This window comes from Angustibacter peucedani (genome assembly GCF_054779595.1).
The window spans coordinates 12,535-31,249 of the sequence record NZ_BAAGXY010000029.1; the positions used below are offsets into that span (position 1 = coordinate 12,535).

The following is an 18,715-nucleotide window of genomic DNA, read 5'->3' on the forward strand; positions in this document are numbered from 1 at the left end:
TCGTCCGGGGTCTGCCTCTTGACTTCGTTCGAGACTCGAACGAAACTGGCGGACGTCGACGTGGACCGTCCCGAGGAGCCGTGGTGAGCGACGAGCTGGTGCTGGGGATCGACTCCTCGACGCAGTCGTGCAAGGCCGTCCTCGTGCGCGCGGACGACGGCACCGTCGTCGACCAGGCGCAGGCGCCCCACCCCGGCGGCACCGAGGTGGACCCGGGGGCCTGGCTCGACGCGCTGACCCGCACCACGGCCGACCTGCTCCCCCGCGCCGCGGCCGTCGCGGTCGGCGGCCAGCAGCACGGTATGGTCGCGCTCGACGCCGAGCACCGTCCCGTGCGGCCGGCGCTGCTGTGGAACGACGTCCGCTCGGCGGCCCAGGCGGAGCAGCTCGTGCAGGAGTGGGGCGGGGAGCAGGCGACGGCCGACGCCGTGGGCTCGGTGCTCGTCGCGTCCTTCACCGCCACCAAGCTGCGCTGGCTGCGCGACCACGAGCCCGAGCACGCCGCCGCGGTGCGCCGGGTGCTGCTCCCCCACGACCTGCTGACCTGGACCCTCGCCGGTCGGCCCGACGTCCCGACGACCGACCGCGGCGACGCGTCGGGCACCGGCTACTTCTCCCCCGCCGACGACGCGTGGCGTCCTGAGCTGGCGGAGTCCGCGCTGGGCCACGGGTTCGAGCTGCCCCGGGTGGCCGGGCCGTCGGAGACGGTCGGGCGGACCGACGGCGGCGCCGTCGTCGCGCCCGGCACCGGCGACAACATGGCCGCCGCGCTGGGCCTGGGGCTGCAGCCGGGCGACGTCGCCGTCTCGATCGGGACGTCGGGCGTGGCCTCGCTCGTCGCGACGTCGGCCAGCGCCGACCCGAGCGGGGACGTCGCGGGCTTCTGCGACGCCACCGGCGCCTACCTGCCGCTCGTCTGCACGCTGAACGCCGCGCGGGTGCTCGACACCACGGCCCGGCTGCTGGGCGTCGACCACGACGGCCTCGCCTCGCTCGCGCTGCAGGCCCCTGCGGGCGCGGGCGGCGTCACGCTGCTGCCGTACCTGGACGGCGAGCGCACGCCCAACCGCCCGGACGCCACCGGCACGCTGCACGGCCTGACGACGTCCAGCGGTCCCGAGCACCTGGCCCGCGCCGCCGTCGAGGGCCTGCTCTGCTCGCTGGCCGACGCGGTCGACCGCCTGGTCGAGGTGACCGGCACCGCGGTGCAACGCGTCGTGCTGGTCGGCGGCGGCGCGCGCAACCACGCCGTGCGCCGCCTCGCGCCGGCCGTGCTGGGCCGCCCGGTCGTGGTGCCGGGCGAGGCCGAGTACGTCGCCCTGGGCGCCGCGCGGCAGGCCGCCTGGGCCCTGTCGGGCGCGGCCTCCGCCCCGACGTGGCCGCTGCCCGACGTCCAGACCTTCGAGGCCGACCCCACCCCCGACGTCCGCGCCGCCTACGCCAGGCTGCGCGACCGCACCGACGACTGGAGCTCCTGATGCACATCCCCGCCCCGACGCCCGAGGACAAGTTCTCGTTCGGCCTGTGGACCGTCGGCTACGCCGGCCGCGACCCCTTCGGCGAGCCGACGCGCGCCCCGCTCGACCCGGTGCGGTCGCTGCACGAGCTCGCCGGTCTCGGCGCCTACGGCGTGAACTTCCACGACGACGACGTGATCCCCTTCGGCAGCAGCGACTCCGAGCGCCAGGCGATCGTCGACCGGTTCAAGAAGGGCCTGGCCGACACCGGCCTCGTCGTCACGACCGCGACGACGAACCTGTTCACCCACCCGGTGTTCAAGGACGGCGGCTTCACCTCCAACGACCGCGACGTGCGCCGGTTCGCCCTGCGCAAGGTCATGCGCAACATCGACCTCGCCGCCGAGCTCGGCGCCAAGGTCTACGTCTGCTGGGGCGGCCGCGAGGGCGCCGAGAGCGGTGCGGCCAAGGACGTCGCCGCCGCGCTCGACCGCTACCGCGAGGGCTTCGACCTGCTCGGCCAGTTCGTCACCGACCGCGGCTACGACCTGCGGTTCGCCATCGAGCCCAAGCCCAACGAGCCGCGCGGCGACATCCTGCTGCCGACCGTCGGGCACGCCCTGGCGTTCATCGAGACGTTGCAGCACAAGGAGATCGTGGGGGTGAACCCCGAGATCGGGCACGAGGAGATGGCCGGCGTCAACGCGGCGCACGGCTACGCGCAGGCGCTGTGGCAGGGCAAGCTGTTCCACATCGACCTCAACGGCCAGCACGGCCCGCGGTTCGACCAGGACCTGCGCTTCGGCGCGGGCAACGTGCGCGGGGCCTTCTGGGTCGTCGACACGCTGCTGTCCGGCGGGTACGACGGCCCGGTGCATTTCGACTACAAGCCGGCCCGCACCGAGGACGACGCCGGTGTGTGGGTCAGCGCCGCGGCCTGCATGCGCAACTACCTGGTGCTGCGCGAGAAGGTGAAGGCCTTCCGCGCCGACCCCGAGGTGCAGGAGGCGATGCGCGCGGCACGGGTCGACGAGCTGTCGGTGCCCACGCTGGACGACGGCGAGACCTGGCAGCAGCTCGAGCAGGCCGAGCTGGCCGACCCGCAGGTGCTGGCCGAGCGCGGCATGGCGTTCGAGCACCTCGACCAGCTGGCGCTCGAGCACCTGTACGGCGTCCGCGGCTGAGGCTCGTGCCGTCGTCCCGGCCGCTCCCGGCGGCCACCGACCGGCTGCGCCGGGAGAACACCGCGCTGGTGCTCCGGTCGCTGCGCGACGACGGGTCCGCCAGCCGGGCCCTCATCGCGCAGCGCACCGGCCTGGCCAAGGCCACGGTGTCGGCGATCGTGGCCGACCTGGCGGCACAGGGCGCGGTGACCGAGCCCGAGCCGTCGGCCGGCCCGGTCGCCCCTGCGTCGCCGGGGCGGGCCGGGCGGCCGGGCCGGCCCGTCGCGCTGCACGGGGCCGCGACCGTCGGGCTGGGCCTCGAGGTCAACGTCGACTACCTCGCCGCGACGGCGCTCGACCTGTCGGGGCGGGTGGTGCTGAGCACCCAGGTGCCGGCGGCCGGCGCCGAGCCCGACGCGCTGCTCGACCTGGCCCGCCGCAGCGTCGACGACCTGGCCACCGACGGCCGCGCGCTGATCGGCGTCACGCTCGCCGTGCCCGGCCAGGTCGACCGCGCGACGGGGCGCGTGCTGGCGGCGCCCAACCTGCACTGGCACGACCGCGACGTCGCGGCCGACCTCGCGACCGTCGTCGGCGACGTCCCGGTGCGGGTCGACAACGACGCCAACTGCGCCGCGGCCGGCGAGGCGGCGTTCGGGGCCGCCCGCGGCGTCGACCACCTGCTCTACCTGACCGGCACGGTCGGCGTGGGAGCCGGTCTCGTCGTCGGCGGGCAGGTCCAGCGCGGTGCGCACGGGCTGGCCGGCGAGGTCGGCCACGCGCCGCTCGGCGAGGCCGGACGACGGTGCGCCTGCGGCCGCAGCGGCTGCTGGGAGACGGCGGTCGGCCTGCACGCGCTGCTGCGCGAGACCGGTCGCGGGACCTCCGACCTGGCCGGCGCCGACCCCGTCACCGCCGCGAGCGCGATCGCGCAGCGGTGCGCCACGGACGACGCGGTGCGCGGCGGCGTCGAGCGGGTGGCCGCGCGCCTGGCCGCCGGGCTCGTCACCCTCGCCGCCACCCTCGACCCCGAGCTGGTGGTGCTGGGGGGCTCGTTCGTGCCGCTGGGCCCGTGGGTGCTGCCGGTGGTGCGGCGGGAGGTCGCGACCGTGTCCGCCGCACGGGTCGAGCTGAGCACGCTGGGGCTGCACGCCGCGTCGACCGGGGCGGCGGCCGACGTCCTCGGCGACGTCTACGCGGGGACGCTGGCCCTGCTCTGAGCCGCCCGCTCGGGCGGTGCAGCGGCTGTGGCGGCGTCGCGGCAGGCCTCGCCGAGGGCCCGTGCCGGGTCGGCGAGCAGGTCCTCGAACGCCTTCTCGGCCGCGCCGATCAGCACGGCGTCCCCGCCGAGCTGCGGCACCACCACGTGCACCTGCTCGCGCGGTGCCTCCAGCGCTGCGGTGGTCAGGGCCTCGAGGGCGTCGTCGCGCACGGCCGGGAAGAGCGCGCGGAAGATGCCGCCCAGCACGATCACCTCGGGGTTCAGCACGTTGACGACGCTGCCGAGGCCGGTGCCCAGGTAGCGGCCGACCTCGCGCAGGGCGGCCGAGGGACGGTCGACGGCGCGCAGCCGCTCGACCAGCGGCTCGACCTCGGTGTCCTCGACCTTCAGCGCCCGCGCGACGGCGGGCGAGCAGACCTCGGTCTCCCAGCAACCGGTGCTGCCGCAGCGGCACACCCGGCCGCGCGAGTTCACCATCAGGTGGCCGAGCTCGCCGGCGTAGCCGCCGACGCCCTGCAACGGGTGGGCGTCGACGATGACGCCACCGCCGAGACCCACGTCGCCCATGAGGAACACCACGTTGTCGTAGCCGACGGCGGCGCCGCGCGTGTGCTCGGCCATCACGCCGAGGTCGGCGTCGTTGGCGACGTGGAGGGGAACGTGCTCGGCCATGCGCTCGCGCAGCAGCTCGGCCAGCGGCACGTCGTGCCAGCCCAGGTTGGGCGCGAAGCGGACGACGCCGTCGCGCTCGCGCACGACGCCGGGCACGCCGACGCCGATGCCGAGAAGCGCTGCGCCGCAGGGCACCTGGGCGACGATCTGGCGCACCAGCCGGACGACGGCCGTGGCCACCGCGGCCGGGCTGTGCGACACCGGGGTGCGCCCGCTAGCGCGCTGCAGCACCTCGCCGCCCAGGCCGATGCGGGCGACGTTGAGCACCTTGACCCCGATGTCGACCGCGATGACGTAGACCTGCTCGCTGCTCGGCCGCACGTCGAGGGACGGTCGCCCGGCGCCGGCCCGCCGACGTCCGTGCCGCTCGCTCGGCGCGGTCTCGACGACCGCGCCGAGCTCGACCAGCTCGCCCACCAACGCGCCGATCGTGCTGCGGTTCAAGCCCATCCGGGCCGTCAGCTCGGCCCGCGACAGCTGCCCGTCGTGGTGGAGGTGGGCGACCACGGTGCCCAGGTTGTGCCGGCGCACGGCTTCCTGGTTCGTGCCCGTCCCCGGACGGCGTGCAGGGGACACCGTCTCAGCGTCCCTTCGCTCAGAGGCCGGTGGCGCTGCGACGACGCCGCGAGATGGCGTCGACGGAGGCCGCGAGCAGCAGCACGCCGCCGGTGACGAGGTAGTTCACGTACGACGCGAACCCCATGAGCCCCAAGCCGTTGTCGATGGTCGCGATCACCAGACCGCCGACGATCGCGTCGCGCGCCTTGCCCTTGCCGCCGAAGAGGCTGGTGCCGCCGATGACGGCAGCGCCCACCGCGTACAGCAGGGTGTTGCCCGCACCGGCGTCCGGCGTGACGGCGTTCAGGCGCGAGGCGGCCACGATGCCCGACAGCGCGGCCATGGCCGTGCAGATCATGAACACCGAGATCCGGATCTTGCGCACGTCGATGCCGGCGCGGCGCGCGGCCTCGGCGTTGCCGCCGACCGCGTAGACGTGGCGGCCGTAGCTGGTGCGACCGAGGACGAACGTCCAGAACACCAGCAGCACGGCCACGATCGGCACGACCCACGGGATGCCGGCGAGGGTGGCGGTGGGCACGCGGGCGCGGTTGCTGTTGAGCACGTACGCGCCGAACAGCACGATCACGGCGAGCGCGACGATGCGGGCCACCACGAGCGCCTCAGGAGCGTGCGCGAGTCCCTTGGACTTCTTGCGCCGCAAGCGGTTCAGCTCGGTGAGGGCGTAGAGCACCACGACCACCACGGCGAGCACCCAGCCGGCGACGACCGGCAGGTTGGAGTTGGCGATGCCGACGATGACGTCGTTGCGCACCGGCACCGTGCCGCCCTCGCCGATCAGGCGCAGGGTGATGCCCTGCAGGCCCAGGAAGAAGGCCAGGGTGACGACGAACGACGGGATGCCGAGACGCGAGACCAGCAGACCGATCGCGCCGCCGATGACCAGGCCCGTGACGACGGCCGCCAGGACGGCGATCGGCCACGGCCAGCCCTTGTCGTTGATCAGGATCGCCATGACGCCGGCCGAGGCGCCGCCGGCGACACCGGCCGACAGGTCGATCTCGCCCAGCAGCAGCACCGGCACCAGGCCCATGGCCAGCACGCAGATCGCGCCGGCCTGCACCGTGAGGTTGGCCAGGTTGCCGAACGACGGGAAGGTGTCGGGCCGCAGGATCGTGAAGACCAGGGCCAGGACGATCAGGCCCAGGACGGCCGGCAGCGCGCCCATGTCGCCGCCGCGCAGCTTGTCGACGTACTCGCGCGCCGCACCGCTCAGGGTGGTCGCGTGCTGGTCGCCGCTGAAGTCCGCGCCCGCGACGCTGCTCGCGTCGCTCGACGTCGTCGTCATCGTGTTGCTCCCTCTGCTGGTCGAACCGTGGTCGGCGGGCTCAGGCGGACTCTGCGGCGGTCGCGCGCGGGATCCCGAGATCCCCCGAACGACCGGCCGTGATGAGCTCGACCACCCGGCTGTGGTTGACCTCGGACGTCGGCACGTCGGCCGCCACGCGACCGAGGTACAGGGCGGTGATGCGGTCGGCGACCTCGAAGACGTCGACCATGTTGTGCGAGATCAGCAGGACGCCGAGGCCGTGGTCGGCCAGGCGCCGCACCAGGTCGAGCACCTGGCGGGTCTGCGCCACGCCGAGGGCCGCGGTGGGCTCGTCGAGCAGCACGACCTTGGAGTTCCACAGCACGGCCTTGGCGATGGCGACCGTCTGGCGCTGGCCGCCGGACAGGCTCGACACCGACTGCCGCACCGACTTCACGGTGCGCACCGAGAGCGAGGCGAGCGTCTTGCGCGCCTGCTCCGACATGGCCGCCTCGTCGAGCAGGCCGCCGGCCGTCGTCTCGCGGCCCAGGAACATGTTCTCGACGATGTCGAGGTTGTCGCACAGCGCGAGGTCCTGGTAGACGATCTCGATGCCCAGCGCGGCCGCGGCCTTGGGGCCGGCGACGTGCACGGGCTCGCCGTTGAACAGGTACTCGCCCGTGTCGTAGGGGTAGATGCCCGCGATGGTCTTGACCAGCGTGGACTTGCCGGCGCCGTTGTCGCCGACCAGCGCGGTGACCTGACCGGGGTAGATCGTCAGGTCGACGTCGTGCAGCACGTGCACCGCGCCGAAGCTCTTGTTGATGCCCTTGAGCTGGAGCAGCGGCTGGCCCGGGTCGACCGGCGTGCGGTCGGCGGGGGTGTCAGCCGGGGGCTCGGACAGCGCGGGCTCGATCGGGTCGTGCTGGTCGGTCGGCTCGGTCATGACCTCTCCTGTCGGTGCTGCGGTACACGCGCGGGACGCGGGTCGGGCGGTCCCGGCGCCACGAGGGCGCCGGGACCACCCGACGGTGCGTCAGGAGACGCCGTACTTGGTGCAGAGGTCGGCATACGTGCCGGTGCAGACCTCGTCCTTGCTCGCGCCGCCGTCCGAGACGACGTCCTTGACCTGGTCGGCCATGATCGACTTCGGGGTCAGCAGCACCGACGGGACGTCGCGGTTGCCCGTGTCGTCACGCGTGGTGCCGGTGGTGTTGCCCTTCTGGCCCTTGGTGATCGCGATGGCGAGGTCGGCGAGAGCGCCCACCTCCTCCTTGGCGGACTTGTAGACCGTCATGCACTGGCTGCCGTCGAGGACGTTCTGCAGACCCTGCACGGTGGCGTCCTGGCCGGTGACCGGGACCTTGCCGGCCAGGCCGTTCTTCTTCAGGATCGCGATGGCCGCGTTGCCGAGGCCGTCGTTCGCCGCGAGGACGCCCTGGATGTCACCCTTGGCCTGGGTGAACATCTGCTCGAAGATCGTGCCGGCCTTGGTGTTGTCCCAGTCCGGGACGGCCTGCTCGGCGACCTTCTTGTAGTTCGGGTTCGCGTCCAGGACCTTGTGGGCACCGGCCGCGAACAGCGTCGCGTTGTTGTCGGTCGGCGAGCCGTTCAGGTAGGCGATGTTCGCCTTCTTGTCGCCGAGGCACTTGGCCAGACCCTCGCCCTGCAGCTGGCCGACCACCGTGTTGTCGAACGACACGTAGTAGTCGGCGGAGCCGCCCAGCGTCAGCCGGTCGTAGTCGATCGTCGCGACGCCCTGCTTCTTGGCCTTGGCCTCGATGGCCGCACCCGAGTCGGAGTCGAGGTTGACGATCGCCAGCACCGTGACGCCCTGCGTCAGCATCTGGTCGGCGATGGTCTGCATCCGGCTCTTGTCGCCCTGGGCGTTGTCGATGACCGCGTCGACACCGGCGTCCTTGAACGCCTTCTCCAGCGCCGGGCGGTCCGAGGACTCCCAGCGGGCCGACGACTTGGTGTCGGGGAGGATGACCCCGACCTTGCCCTTCGAGGCCGCCTTGTCGCCGCTGCCCGAGTCGTCACTGCTGTTCCCACACGCGGTGAGCACCAGTGCCACTCCCAGGGCCCCGGCAACTGCCACGTAGCGCTTGCCTACCACTCCCGACCGCCTCCTGTTGATCCGTGCGTCCGTCACGTGGAAGACACGTCGACGCTACGTGGATGTAATTGTTGTGGGCGACAACGTATGGGGCGGCGGCGGTGTCGTCTAGTGGTTCCGGACAACAAATAGGTCTCGGCGTGTCGTCCTCAGCACGGATCCGGCCGAACCGGACACCCCTTGTCACGCAACGCAATCCACTGGTCACCGGCCGTGAGGACCCGGCCCGCCGACGTCCACCCCGAGGGCACCCGCTACCGCACCTTGGTCGAGACGTGCGGTCGGGAAGGGGTCCAGGACCCCACCTCTCGACCAACGTGCGCCCCGAGGCACCTTCCTGCGAAGTCGCCCCTGGAACGGCCGAAGAAAGGCGATCTCCCCAGAATGTGCCCACCCGCTACCGCACTTTGGTTGAGAAGTGCGGTCGGGGAGGGGTCCAGGACCGCACTGCTGGACCAACGTGCGCCCCGAGGCACCTTCCTGCGAAGTCGCCCCTGGAACGGCCGCAGAAGGGCGATCTCTCCAGAAGGTGCCACCCGCTACCGCGGGCGCCCCGCCGTCCGGGGGCCTGGGAGAGGCTCGGACGACGGGGCGCCGGGTCGTGCGGGTCGTGCGGTGCTGCGGTGCGGCGGGGTCAGCTCGCGACGAGGGAGCGCAGGACGTAGTGCAGGATCCCGCCGTTGCGGTAGTAGTCCGCCTCACCGGGGGTGTCGATGCGCACGCGGGCGTCGATCTCGACGTCGGCAGCGCCCTCGCGGCGGGCCACGACCTTCACCGTCCGCGGCGTCGTGCCGTCGTTCAGCTCGGTGATGCCGGTGACGTCGAAGGTCTCCTCCCCCGTCAGCCCCAGCGACTCGGCGCTCTCGCCGTCCGGGAACTGCAGCGGCAGCACGCCCATCCCGATGAGGTTCGAGCGGTGGATGCGCTCGTAGGACTCGGCGATGACGACGCGGACGCCGAGCAGCGCGGTGCCCTTGGCGGCCCAGTCACGGCTCGACCCCGAGCCGTACTCCTTGCCGGCCAGGACCACGAGCGGCACGCCGGCCTCGGCGTACGCCTGCGCGGCGTCGTAGATGGTGTCCTGCTCGCCGGTCAGCAGGTTCTTGGTGAAGCCGCCCTCGACGCCGTCCAGCAGCAGGTTCTTCAGCCGGATGTTCGCGAACGTGCCGCGGATCATCACCTCGTGGTTGCCGCGCCGCGAGCCGTAGGAGTTGAAGTCGCGCCGCTCGACGCCGTGCTCGGCCAGGTAGCGACCGGCCGGGCTGTCGGCCTTGATCGAGCCGGCCGGGCTGATGTGGTCGGTGGTCACCGAGTCGCCGAGCTTGGCCAGCACGCGCGCCCCGGTGACGTCCTGCACCGGCGACGGCTGCTGCTGCATCCCCTCGAAGTACGGGGGCTTGCGCACGTACGTCGACCCGCCGTCCCACTCGAAGGTGTCGCCCGTGGGCGTCGGCAGCGAGGTCCAGCGCTCGTCGCCGGCGAAGACGTCGGCGTAGTCGCGGGTGAACATCTCCTTGTTGAGCGAGCTCGCGATGACCTCGTCGACCTCGGCCGCCGAGGGCCAGATGTCGCGCAGGAACACGTCCTGGCCGGAGGTGTCCTGGCCCAGCGGGTCGTTCTCGAAGTCGAAGTCCATCGTGCCCGCGAGCGCGTACGCGATGACGAGCGGCGGCGAGGCCAGGTAGTTCATCTTCACGTCGGGGTTGATCCGGCCCTCGAAGTTGCGGTTGCCCGACAGCACCGAGGTGACGGCGAGGTCGGCGTCGTTCACCGCGGCCGAGACCTCGTCGATGATCGGGCCCGAGTTGCCGATGCAGGTCGTGCAGCCGTAGCCGACCAGGTAGAAGCCGAGCTTCTCGAGGTACGGCGTCAGGCCGGACTTGTCGTAATAGCCGGTGACGACCTTGCTGCCCGGGGCGAGCGAGGTCTTGACCCACGGCTTGCGCGCCAGCCCGGCCTCGACGGCCTTCTTGGCCAGCAGCCCGGCGCCGACCATCACCGAGGGGTTGGAGGTGTTGGTGCAGCTGGTGATCGAGGCGATCGCGACGGCGCCGTGGTCGATCTCGACGTCCTGCCCGTCGAGCGAGACGGACGTCGGCCGCGACGGGCGGGTGCTCGCGTCGCCGTCGTGCGCGGGCGCGCCGTTCTCGGGCTGGTGCGAGTCCGGGGTGGGCGGGTCGCTGGCCGGGAACGAGTCGCCGAGGGTCTGGTCGCCCTCGCGCGCGCTGACGTACGCCGGCAGCACCTCGCGGAAGTTGGCCTTCGCCTCCGACAGCGCGACGCGGTCCTGCGGGCGCTTCGGGCCGGCGATGCTCGGCACCACCGTCGACAGGTCGAGCTCGAGGTGCTCGCTGAACCGCGGCTCGCGCGACGGGTCGTGCCAGAGGCCCTGCTCCTTGGCGTAGGCCTCGACCAGGGCGACCTGCGCGTCGTCGCGGCCGGTGAGCCGCAGGTACTCGACCGTGACGTCGTCGACCGGGAAGATCGCGCAGGTCGAGCCGAACTCCGGGCTCATGTTGCCGATGGTGGCGCGGTTGGCCAGCGGCACCGCCGCCACGCCGTCGCCGTAGAACTCGACGAACTTGCCGACCACGCCGTGCTCGCGCAGCTGCTCGGTGATGGTGAGGACGACGTCCGTGGCCGTGGCGCCGGCCGGGATCTCGCCGGTCAGCTTGAAGCCGACCACGCGCGGGATGAGCATCGAGACCGGCTGGCCGAGCATGGCCGCCTCGGCCTCGATGCCGCCGACGCCCCAGCCGAGGACGCCGATGCCGTTGACCATCGTGGTGTGCGAGTCGGTGCCGACGCAGGTGTCGGGGTACGCGCGGCGCTCGGTCGTGCCGTCGTCGCCCGCGACCTCGCGCACCATCACGGTGCGGGCCAGGTGCTCGATGTTGACCTGGTGGACGATGCCGGTGCCCGGGGGGACGACCTTGAAGTCGTCGAACGCGCCCTGGCCCCAGCGCAGGAACTGGTAGCGCTCGCCGTTGCGCTGGTACTCGATCTCGACGTTGCGCTCGAAGGCGTCCTCGCGGCCGAAGACGTCGGCGATGACGGAGTGGTCGATGACCATCTCGGCCGGCGCGAGCGGGTTGATCTTGGCGGGGTCTCCCCCGAGCTCCTTGACGGCCTCGCGCATCGTGGCGAGGTCGACGATGCACGGGACGCCGGTGAAGTCCTGCATCAGCACGCGCGCGGGCGTGAACTGGATCTCGGTGTCGGGCTCGGCGCTGGGGTCCCACCCGGCGACGGCGCGCACGTGGTCGGCGGTGATGTTGGCGCCGTCCTCGGTGCGCAGCAGGTTCTCGAGCAGCACCTTGAGGCTGAACGGCAGGTCGTCCGCGCCCTCGATCCCCTTCAGCCGGAAGATCGTGTACTCGTCGTCGCCGACGGTCAGAGCGCCCTTGGCGCCGAAGCTGTCCTGGCTCACTGCTGCTCCCTCGTCCCTCGGACGCACCCGCGTGCGCCGCGTCGACCACAGTATCTTGATATCGAGATATTTTCCACGGCTCAGGCGGCGTGCCGCTGCAGGGCCTGCCGCAGGGCGTCCGGCACCGGCACGGGCGCCCGCTCGGCGACCCGGACGCACACGTAGGTGATCTCGGCGCTGAAGACCACCTCGCCGTCCGGCTGCCGCACGACCTCGTGCCGCAGCCGCAGCGACGTGCGGCCGACCGACGCCGTGCCCACCCGCACCTCGGCCCGGCCGAACGCCTCGAGCGAGCCGGTCCAGTGCACGTCGGCGTGCCGCAACATGACGTCGAGCCCTTGGGCGTTCAGGTCCGCGGACGACGTCCCGAGGTGGGCGAAGAAGGCCGCCTGGGCGGCGTCGCAGTAGCCGAGGTACCACATGTTGAAGACCACGCCGAGGGCGTCGACCTCGTGGTAGCGCACCTCGAACGGCCACGCGAACGGCGGCTCCTGCGCTGCGGCGTCGGGCACGTCCTCGATCATTCCCCGGACGTCGGGCCCTGGCCACCTCGGACCGGCACCAGCCGGGCCACGCACTCGACGTGGTGCGTCATCGGGAAGCAGTCGAACGCCCGGACGTCGTCGAGCCGGTACCCGAGCTCGCCGAACGTCGCGACGTCGCGGGCCAGCGCCGCGGGGTCGCACGCCACGTAGGCCACGGCCCGCGGACCGGTCGCCACGACCTGCTCGACGACCTGCCGCCCGGCGCCCTCGCGCGGCGGGTCGAGCACGACCAGGTCGGCGGTCAGCCCCTGCTCCGCGGTGGCGGCCAGCACCTGGTCGACGCGGCCGGAGGTGATGCCGACCTGCGGGTGGTCGTGCAGGTTGCGGCGCGCGTCGCGGACGGCCTGCTCGTCGCCCTCGACGGCCAGCACCGCGCCGTCCGCGCCGACCCGTCCGGCGAGCGCCAGGGCGAACACGCCGACGCCGGCGTAGAGGTCGAGGCACTGCTCCCCCGGCTGCGGGTCGAGCGCGCGCAGCACGGCCTCGACCAGCGTGGCGGCGGCACCGGGGTGGACCTGCCAGAAGCCCGAACCGGTGACGCGCAGCTGCAGCGGCTCGGCGTCGTCCCGCGGCACGACCTCGCGCACCCAGGTGCGCCCGCGCACCCGGTCGAGACCGTCGGGTCCGGCGACCGCCACCGACGCCGGCAGGTCGGCGGACGACGGCACCAGTGGACGACGACGTCCGGCCGGGGCGACGACCACCAGGGGCTCGTCGCCGCCCGACGACGTGACGACCTCGACCGTCGCCGCTCCCGGCCAGGTCGGCGCGGCCCGCTCCACGTCCTGCACCCGGGGGTCGGCGATGGGGCAGGTCTCGACCGCGACCAGGTCGTGCGAGCGGTGGCGGTGGAACCCCAGTCGGCCCGAGCCGGTGACGGCGTGCACGACGCGCGTGCGCCACCCGAGGCCGTCGTCGTCGCCCGGGACGGCCTCGACCTCCACGTCGACCTCGAGCCCGGCCAGCCGGCGCAGCTGCTCGCGCACGACGTCGGCCTTGAGCCGGCGCTGGGCCGGCAGCGCGGCGTGCTGCCAGTCGCAGCCGCCGCACCCTCCGGGTCCGCTCACCGGGCAGCGCGGCTCGACCCGGTCGGGCGAGGCGTCGAGCACCTCGACGGCGTCGGCGCGCAGGAACCGCGACGACGTCCCGCCCTCGGTGACGCGGGCGCGCACCCGCTCGCCGGGCAGGGTGTGGCGGACGAACACCACGCGGCCCTCGTGCCGGGCGACGCAGAACCCGCCGTGCGCCACCGGGCCGACCTCGAGCTCGAGCTCGGTGCCCGCCAGCCCGTCGTCGCGCGTGCGCGCCGGCCGGGGTCCGCGCCCGCCGGGGCCGCGCCCGCGGGGGCTCAGGACGCGCCCTTGCCGCGCCGGGCCGAGCCGGCGACCGGCGCCTCGAAGCGGTCCTCGGTGCCCTCGGACGAGCGCAGCTGCCAGGGCACGCTGGCCACCATCACGCCGGGCGTGAACAGCAGGCGGGCCTTGAGCCGCAGGGCGCTCTGGTTGTGCAGCAGCTGCTCCCACCAGTGCCCGACGACGTACTCGGGGATGTAGACCATGACGACGTCGCGCGGGCTGCTGCGCCGGATCGAGCGCACGTAGTCGACGACCGGCTTGCTGATCTCGCGGTACGGCGAGTCGAGCGACTTCAGCGGTACCGGGATGCCGCGGCGCTCCCACTCCGCCTGCAGCGCAGCGGTCTCGTCGGGGTCGACGTTGACGCTGATGCCCTCGAGGTAGCTCGGGCGGGTGGCGCGTGCGTAGGCGACGGCGCGCAGCGTCGGCTTGTGGATCTTGGAGACCAGCACCAGCGCGTGCACCCGGGACGGCAGCACGACGTCCGAGCCGTCGTCGTCCGGGCGCAGCTCCTCGGACACCCGCGTGTAGTGGTTGCGGATGCCCTGCATCAGCAGGAAGACGCCGACCATGGCGGCGATCGCGATCCAGGCACCGAGCAGGAACTTGGTGATCAGGACGACGACGAGCACCACGCCGGTGACGCAGGCCCCGAGGAAGTTGATGACCCGGCTGCGCTGCATGCGGGCGCGTTCGGTGCGGCTCACCGTGGTCTGCAGCAGCCGGTTCCAGTGCCGGATCATGCCGATCTGGCTGGTGGTGAACGAGACGAACACGCCGACGATGTACAGCTGGATCAGCCGGGTGACCTCGGCGTCGAAGGCCACGATCAGGACGATCGCCGCGAGGGCGAGCGCCACGATGCCGTTGCTGAACGCCAGCCGGTCGCCGCGGGTGTGCAGCTGGCGGGGCAGGTAGCCGTCGCGCGCGAGGATCGAGCCGAGCACCGGGAAGCCGTTGAAGGCGGTGTTGGCGGCCAGCACCAGGATGATGCCGGTGGCCGCGGCCACGACGTAGAACATCGGCGAGAAGTGGTCGAAGATCGCCTTGGCCAGCTGGCCGATCACCGGCTCCTGCGTGTACGACGTGCCGTCCGGGAACACCAGCGCACCACCGGGACCGGGCCGGCCCTTCTGGCCGTTCAGCAGCAGCTCTCCGGTGGCGCCGGTGGAGTCCACCACCCGCACGTGCATGATCCGGGCCAGCACGATGATCGAGAGCAGCATGCTGATCGCGACCGTGCCGAGCAGGGCGAGCGTCGTGGCGGCGTTGCGGCTCTTGGGCTTCTTGAACGCGGGCACGCCGTTGCTGATGGCCTCGACGCCGGTGAGCGCCGCGCAGCCGGACGAGAACGCGCGCAGCAGCAGGAAGAACCCGGCCAGCGTGACGAGCCCGCCCTCGTACTGCGAGTGCTGCGTCAGCGTGAACGGCGCGCTCTCGGCCTGCGGCAGGTCGCCGAAGAAGTAGCGGGCGAAGCCCCACAGCCCCATGCCGATGATCGAGGCCATGAACACGTAGGTGGGGATGGCGAAGGCCGTGCCGGACTCGCGCACGCCGCGCAGGTTCATCGCCGTGATGACGCCGACCGCGATGACGGCGACGAGCGCCTCGTGGCCCTTGAGCACGGGGATCGCCGACGCCGCGTACTGCGCCGCGGACGAGATCGACACCGCGACCGTGAGGACGTAGTCGACGAGCAAGGCGCTGGCGACGGTGAGGCCGGCCCGCTTGCCCAGGTTGGTGGTGGCGACCTCGTAGTCGCCACCGCCCGACGGGTAGGCGTGCACGTTCTGCCGGTAGGACGCCACGACCACGGCCATGACGAGCGCGACGACGATGCCGAGCTTCCAGCTGAAGGCGTAGGCCGCGACGCCGGCGACCGACAGGGTCAGGAAGATCTCGTCCGGCGCGTACGCCACCGACGACAGGGCGTCGCTGGCGAAGACGGGCAGCGCGATGCGCTTGGGCAGCAGCGTCTCGGACAGCCGGTCGCTGCCCAGGGGGCGACCGACGAGGAGGCGCTTGAGGATGCGTCCGGCGAGTGGCACGGTCCTTGATGCTAGGCCCTCGCCTGCGTGTAGCGTGCGGTGCGCCCGTGCGGGCCGGACGCGTGCCGTCGTCCGGGCGCCCGGGGACCGCAGACGAGCGAGAGAGGCCTGGCGTGCACTTCGTGATCATGGGATGCGGCCGCGTCGGTTCGACGCTGGCGCACAGCCTGGAGGCGCAGGGCCACGAGGTCGCCGTGATCGACCAGGACGAGACGGCCTTCCGCCGCCTGGGCGCCGGGTTCGAGGGACGTCGGGTGACCGGCGTCGGCTTCGACCGCGACACGCTGCTGGAGGCCGGGATCGAGCAGGCCTACGCCTTCGCCGCGGTCAGCAGCGGCGACAACTCCAACATCCTGGCCGCGCGCGTCGCGCGCGAGACGTTCGGCGTCGAGAACGTCGTGGCCCGCATCTACGACCCGGGCCGCGCCGAGATCTACCAGCGGCTCGGCATCCCCACGGTCGCCACCGTGCGCTGGACGTCCGACCAGATGCTGCGTCGCCTGCTGCCTGCCGGTGCCGCCCCGCTGTTCCGCGACCCCAGCGGCAACGTCGTCCTGGCCGAGATCCCGGTGCACACCGGCTGGGTCGGACGCCGGGTCGACGACATGGCCGACGGCGCGCGGTTCCGCGTCGCCTACCTGACCCGGCTCGGCGAGGCGTTCGTGCCCACCGGCGAGACCGTGTTCCAGGACGGCGACCTGCTGCACGTCGTGGTGTCCGAGGCCGACCTCCCGCACGTCGAGACCACCCTCGACGCCGCTCCGACCACCGACTGAGAGGGCGTCCATGCGCGTCGTCATCACGGGCGCCGGCAGCGTCGGCCGCTCCATCGCCCGCGAGCTGCTGGGCAACGGGCACCAGGTGCTGCTCGTCGACAAGGAGCCGCGGGCGGTGCAGACCCGCCGGGTCGCCGCCGCCGAGTGGCTGCTGGCCGACGCCTGCGAGATCAGCAACCTGCGCGAGGCGGGGCTGGAGAGCTGCGACGTCGTCGTCGCCGCCACGGGCGACGACAAGGCCAACCTCGTCGTCTCGCTGATCGCCAAGACCGAGTTCGGCGTGCCGCGCACGGTCGCCCGCGTCAACAACCCCAAGAACGAGTGGATGTTCGACGAGGCGTGGGGCGTCGACGTGGCGGTCTCGACGCCGCGCCTGATGACGGCGCTGGTCGAGGAGGCCGTGAGCGTCGGCGACCTGGTGCGCATCTTCCAGTTCCAGCAGGGCCGGGCGACGATGGTCGAGATGACGCTGCCCGACAACTCGCCGTACGCCGGCACCCGGGTCGGCGACGTCACGTGGCCGCCCGACAGCGTGCTCGTCGGCATCATCCGCGAGGACCGCCCCATCGCGCCCAGCCGCGACGACGCGCTCGAGGCGCACGACGAGCTGCTGTTCCTCACCGTGCCCGAGAGCGAGCAGGCGCTCGAGCAGCTGCTCTCCCCCGGCCACGCCCCGCACCGCGACGCGGACGGCGACCGGGACTAGCTCTCGGCCTGGTCCTGCGGGTCGAGCGGGGTGCGACCGCGCAGCAGCACCGCGCCCATGGCGGCGACGGCCAGCAGGTACAGCGGCCAGCCCAGCACGACCTTGGCGACGCCGAGCGACGTGACGTGGCCGGCCAGGTACAGCGGCAGCATGATCGCGACGCGCACGGCGTAGAGCGCCGACAGCACGAGCGTCAGGCGCTGGCACAGCCGCACGATGCCCGGGTGCGAGCGCCACGAGAGCGGGTCCTCGGGGTGCGCGGCGCCGACGACGAAGCCGAGCATGGGCCACCGGGTCACGACGGACAGCAGGCTGAGGGCGAGCAGCGCGCAGCTGTAGAGGATGCCGGGCAGGAACGCGTCCTCGGCCTTGCCGCTGCGCAGCGCGAAGAACGCGGCGATCGCGAGGGCGGCCAGGCTGCTGAGCGCGAACTTCGGGGTCTGCCGCTGCACCAGCCGCAGGCCGAGCGCGACCAGCACGCACGCCGCGGCGGCCACGAGCGACGTCCGCACGTCCTTGGTCGCCGTCCAGACGACGACGAAGGCCACCGTGGGCAGGGCCGCCTCGACCGAGCCGCGCAGGCCGCCCACGCCTTCGGACAGCCGGTGCCGCACGACCTCCTCGACGGTGGTGGCGCCCTCGGGCACGTGCCCGAGCAGCGTCACTCGGGGCCGCCGGGCAGCAGGTCGTAGCGCGGGTTGAACATCACCGGACGGCCCTCGCGCTGGGCGACGCGCCCGCGCACGCGGATGGTGCGGCCCGGGTCGATGCCGGGGATCTGACGACGGCCCAGCCACACCACGAACAGCGTTCCCGAGCCGTCGTACAGCTCGGCGACCAGCGCCGGGACGCCGGCCCGCGGGCGCAGCGTGACCGACTTCAGGGTGCCGCAGACGCAGGCGGCCTGGCGGTCGGGCAGCTCCTGCACGGGGGTGCCGCCGAACTTGTCCGCGGTCTCGCGCAGGTCTTCGGCCTCGAGCGTCTCGTCCGAGCTCGACAGCCGGTGCAGCGCCGAGCGCAGCCGTCCGCGGTGCTCTCCCATACGTCCAGGGTAACCGGGCGGGTGGGCGGTGCAGCACACTGCTGGCGTGCCCCGACCCCTCGCCGTCCTGGCCCACGGCAGCGGCTCCGACCCCGACTTCGTCGAGCGGGCGCTGGGCGCGGCGGTGCGGTCCACCGGGCGCGAGGTCGTGCTGGTCGACGACGTCACGGGCGACGTCGAGGTGGTGCGCCGCGCGCTGCTCGAGGCCGCGCGCGGGGCGGACGACGTCTGGCTGGGTGGGGTGTCGCTCGGCGCCCACGCCGCGGTGCTGGCGGCGGGCGACCGGGTGGCAGCGGGGGCGACGGCGCTGACCGGGCTGCTGCTCGTCGCGCCCGCCTGGACCGGGCCGGCC

General features: G+C 73.0%; 15 protein-coding genes and 1 pseudogene. 6 read left to right on the forward strand and 10 right to left on the reverse strand.

Going from position 1 to position 18,715, the window contains the following annotated elements:
• Window positions 1-83: 83 nt before the first annotated feature.
• The 3 genes from xylB to ACYVJ4_RS07040 are packed head-to-tail and all read left to right on the forward strand — an operon-like array spanning window position 84 to window position 3,840.
• A complete protein-coding gene (gene xylB / locus ACYVJ4_RS07030) occupies window positions 84-1,478 on the forward strand; it encodes a xylulokinase (protein WP_460459400.1) in 1,395 nt (464 codons plus the stop codon).
• The gene (gene xylA / locus ACYVJ4_RS07035; RefSeq protein WP_460459401.1) at window positions 1,478-2,641 is read left to right on the forward strand and encodes a xylose isomerase; all 1,164 of its coding nucleotides are present in this window, start codon (window positions 1,478-1,480) and stop codon (window positions 2,639-2,641) included. The genes xylB and xylA overlap by 1 nt, the downstream gene beginning before the upstream one ends.
• A gap of 5 nt (window positions 2,642-2,646) precedes the next feature.
• Window positions 2,647-3,840, forward strand: a complete 1,194-nt coding sequence (locus ACYVJ4_RS07040) for an ROK family protein (protein WP_460459402.1) — start codon at window positions 2,647-2,649, stop codon at window positions 3,838-3,840.
• Here the strand turns inward: ACYVJ4_RS07040 and ACYVJ4_RS07045 are convergent.
• The 8 genes from ACYVJ4_RS07045 to ACYVJ4_RS07080 all read right to left on the reverse strand — a co-directional run bounded on the left by ACYVJ4_RS07045 (window position 3,813) and on the right by ACYVJ4_RS07080 (window position 15,839).
• Window positions 3,813-5,090, reverse strand: a complete 1,278-nt coding sequence (locus ACYVJ4_RS07045; RefSeq protein ID WP_460459403.1) for an ROK family transcriptional regulator — start codon at window positions 5,088-5,090, stop codon at window positions 3,813-3,815. The two genes, ACYVJ4_RS07040 and ACYVJ4_RS07045, sit on opposite strands and share 28 nt — an antisense overlap.
• Before the next feature lie 19 nt (window positions 5,091-5,109).
• Complete coding sequence (locus ACYVJ4_RS07050; RefSeq protein ID WP_460459404.1) at window positions 5,110-6,381, reverse strand: sugar ABC transporter permease; 1,272 nt, start codon at window positions 6,379-6,381, stop codon at window positions 5,110-5,112.
• Between the two features lie 40 nt (window positions 6,382-6,421).
• Window positions 6,422-7,288: an ATP-binding cassette domain-containing protein gene (locus ACYVJ4_RS07055; RefSeq protein ID WP_460459405.1), complete on the reverse strand. Its 867-nt coding sequence runs from the start codon at window positions 7,286-7,288 to the stop codon at window positions 6,422-6,424.
• A 90-nt stretch (window positions 7,289-7,378) separates the two neighbouring features.
• Window positions 7,379-8,410, reverse strand: coding sequence for a sugar ABC transporter substrate-binding protein (locus ACYVJ4_RS07060; RefSeq protein ID WP_460459406.1), 1,032 nt, complete (start codon window positions 8,408-8,410; stop codon window positions 7,379-7,381).
• A gap of 685 nt (window positions 8,411-9,095) precedes the next feature.
• A complete protein-coding gene (gene acnA / locus ACYVJ4_RS07065) occupies window positions 9,096-11,891 on the reverse strand; it encodes an aconitate hydratase AcnA (protein WP_460459407.1) in 2,796 nt (931 codons plus the stop codon).
• A gap of 80 nt (window positions 11,892-11,971) precedes the next feature.
• Complete coding sequence (locus ACYVJ4_RS07070; RefSeq protein ID WP_460459408.1) at window positions 11,972-12,403, reverse strand: acyl-CoA thioesterase; 432 nt, start codon at window positions 12,401-12,403, stop codon at window positions 11,972-11,974.
• Between the two features lie 8 nt (window positions 12,404-12,411).
• Window positions 12,412-13,722, reverse strand: a complete 1,311-nt coding sequence (locus tag ACYVJ4_RS07075) for a class I SAM-dependent RNA methyltransferase (protein WP_460459414.1) — start codon at window positions 13,720-13,722, stop codon at window positions 12,412-12,414.
• 62 nt (window positions 13,723-13,784) lie between these two features.
• Window positions 13,785-15,839, reverse strand: coding sequence for an APC family permease (locus ACYVJ4_RS07080; protein WP_460459409.1), 2,055 nt, complete (start codon window positions 15,837-15,839; stop codon window positions 13,785-13,787).
• Window positions 15,840-15,952: 113 nt separating this feature from the next.
• On the opposite strand from ACYVJ4_RS07080, the gene ACYVJ4_RS07085 reads away from it, so the two are divergent.
• Both ACYVJ4_RS07085 and ACYVJ4_RS07090 read left to right on the forward strand, forming a co-directional pair.
• Window positions 15,953-16,615, forward strand: coding sequence for a potassium channel family protein (locus ACYVJ4_RS07085; protein WP_460459410.1), 663 nt, complete (start codon window positions 15,953-15,955; stop codon window positions 16,613-16,615).
• Window positions 16,616-16,625: 10 nt separating this feature from the next.
• The gene (locus ACYVJ4_RS07090; protein ID WP_460459411.1) at window positions 16,626-17,321 is read left to right on the forward strand and encodes a potassium channel family protein; all 696 of its coding nucleotides are present in this window, start codon (window positions 16,626-16,628) and stop codon (window positions 17,319-17,321) included.
• On the opposite strand, the gene ACYVJ4_RS07095 is transcribed toward ACYVJ4_RS07090, so the two are convergent.
• Window positions 17,318-17,986 (reverse strand): DUF3159 domain-containing protein, encoded by a 669-nt coding sequence (locus ACYVJ4_RS07095; protein WP_460459412.1) that lies wholly within the window; start codon window positions 17,984-17,986, stop codon window positions 17,318-17,320. The genes ACYVJ4_RS07090 and ACYVJ4_RS07095 overlap by 4 nt on opposite strands.
• The gene (locus ACYVJ4_RS07100) at window positions 17,983-18,363 is read right to left on the reverse strand and encodes an OB-fold nucleic acid binding domain-containing protein (protein WP_460459413.1); all 381 of its coding nucleotides are present in this window, start codon (window positions 18,361-18,363) and stop codon (window positions 17,983-17,985) included. The genes ACYVJ4_RS07095 and ACYVJ4_RS07100 overlap by 4 nt, the downstream gene beginning before the upstream one ends.
• A gap of 46 nt (window positions 18,364-18,409) precedes the next feature.
• On the opposite strand from ACYVJ4_RS07100, the pseudogene ACYVJ4_RS07105 reads away from it, so the two are divergent.
• Window positions 18,410-18,715 (forward strand): annotated as a pseudogene (locus ACYVJ4_RS07105) (alpha/beta hydrolase); the annotation flags it as partial.

Excerpts from the sequence above, each read along its gene's own strand:
- xylA (WP_460459401.1), top strand. The coding sequence starts at position 1,478 with ATGCACATCCCCGCCCCGACGCCCGAGGACAAGTTCTCGTTCGGCCTG.
- ACYVJ4_RS07050 (WP_460459404.1), bottom strand. The coding sequence starts at position 6,381 with ATGACGACGACGTCGAGCGACGCGAGCAGCGTCGCGGGCGCGGACTTC.
- ACYVJ4_RS07055 (WP_460459405.1), bottom strand. The coding sequence starts at position 7,288 with ATGACCGAGCCGACCGACCAGCACGACCCGATCGAGCCCGCGCTGTCC.
- ACYVJ4_RS07090 (WP_460459411.1), top strand. The coding sequence starts at position 16,626 with ATGCGCGTCGTCATCACGGGCGCCGGCAGCGTCGGCCGCTCCATCGCC.
- ACYVJ4_RS07100 (WP_460459413.1), bottom strand. The coding sequence starts at position 18,363 with ATGGGAGAGCACCGCGGACGGCTGCGCTCGGCGCTGCACCGGCTGTCG.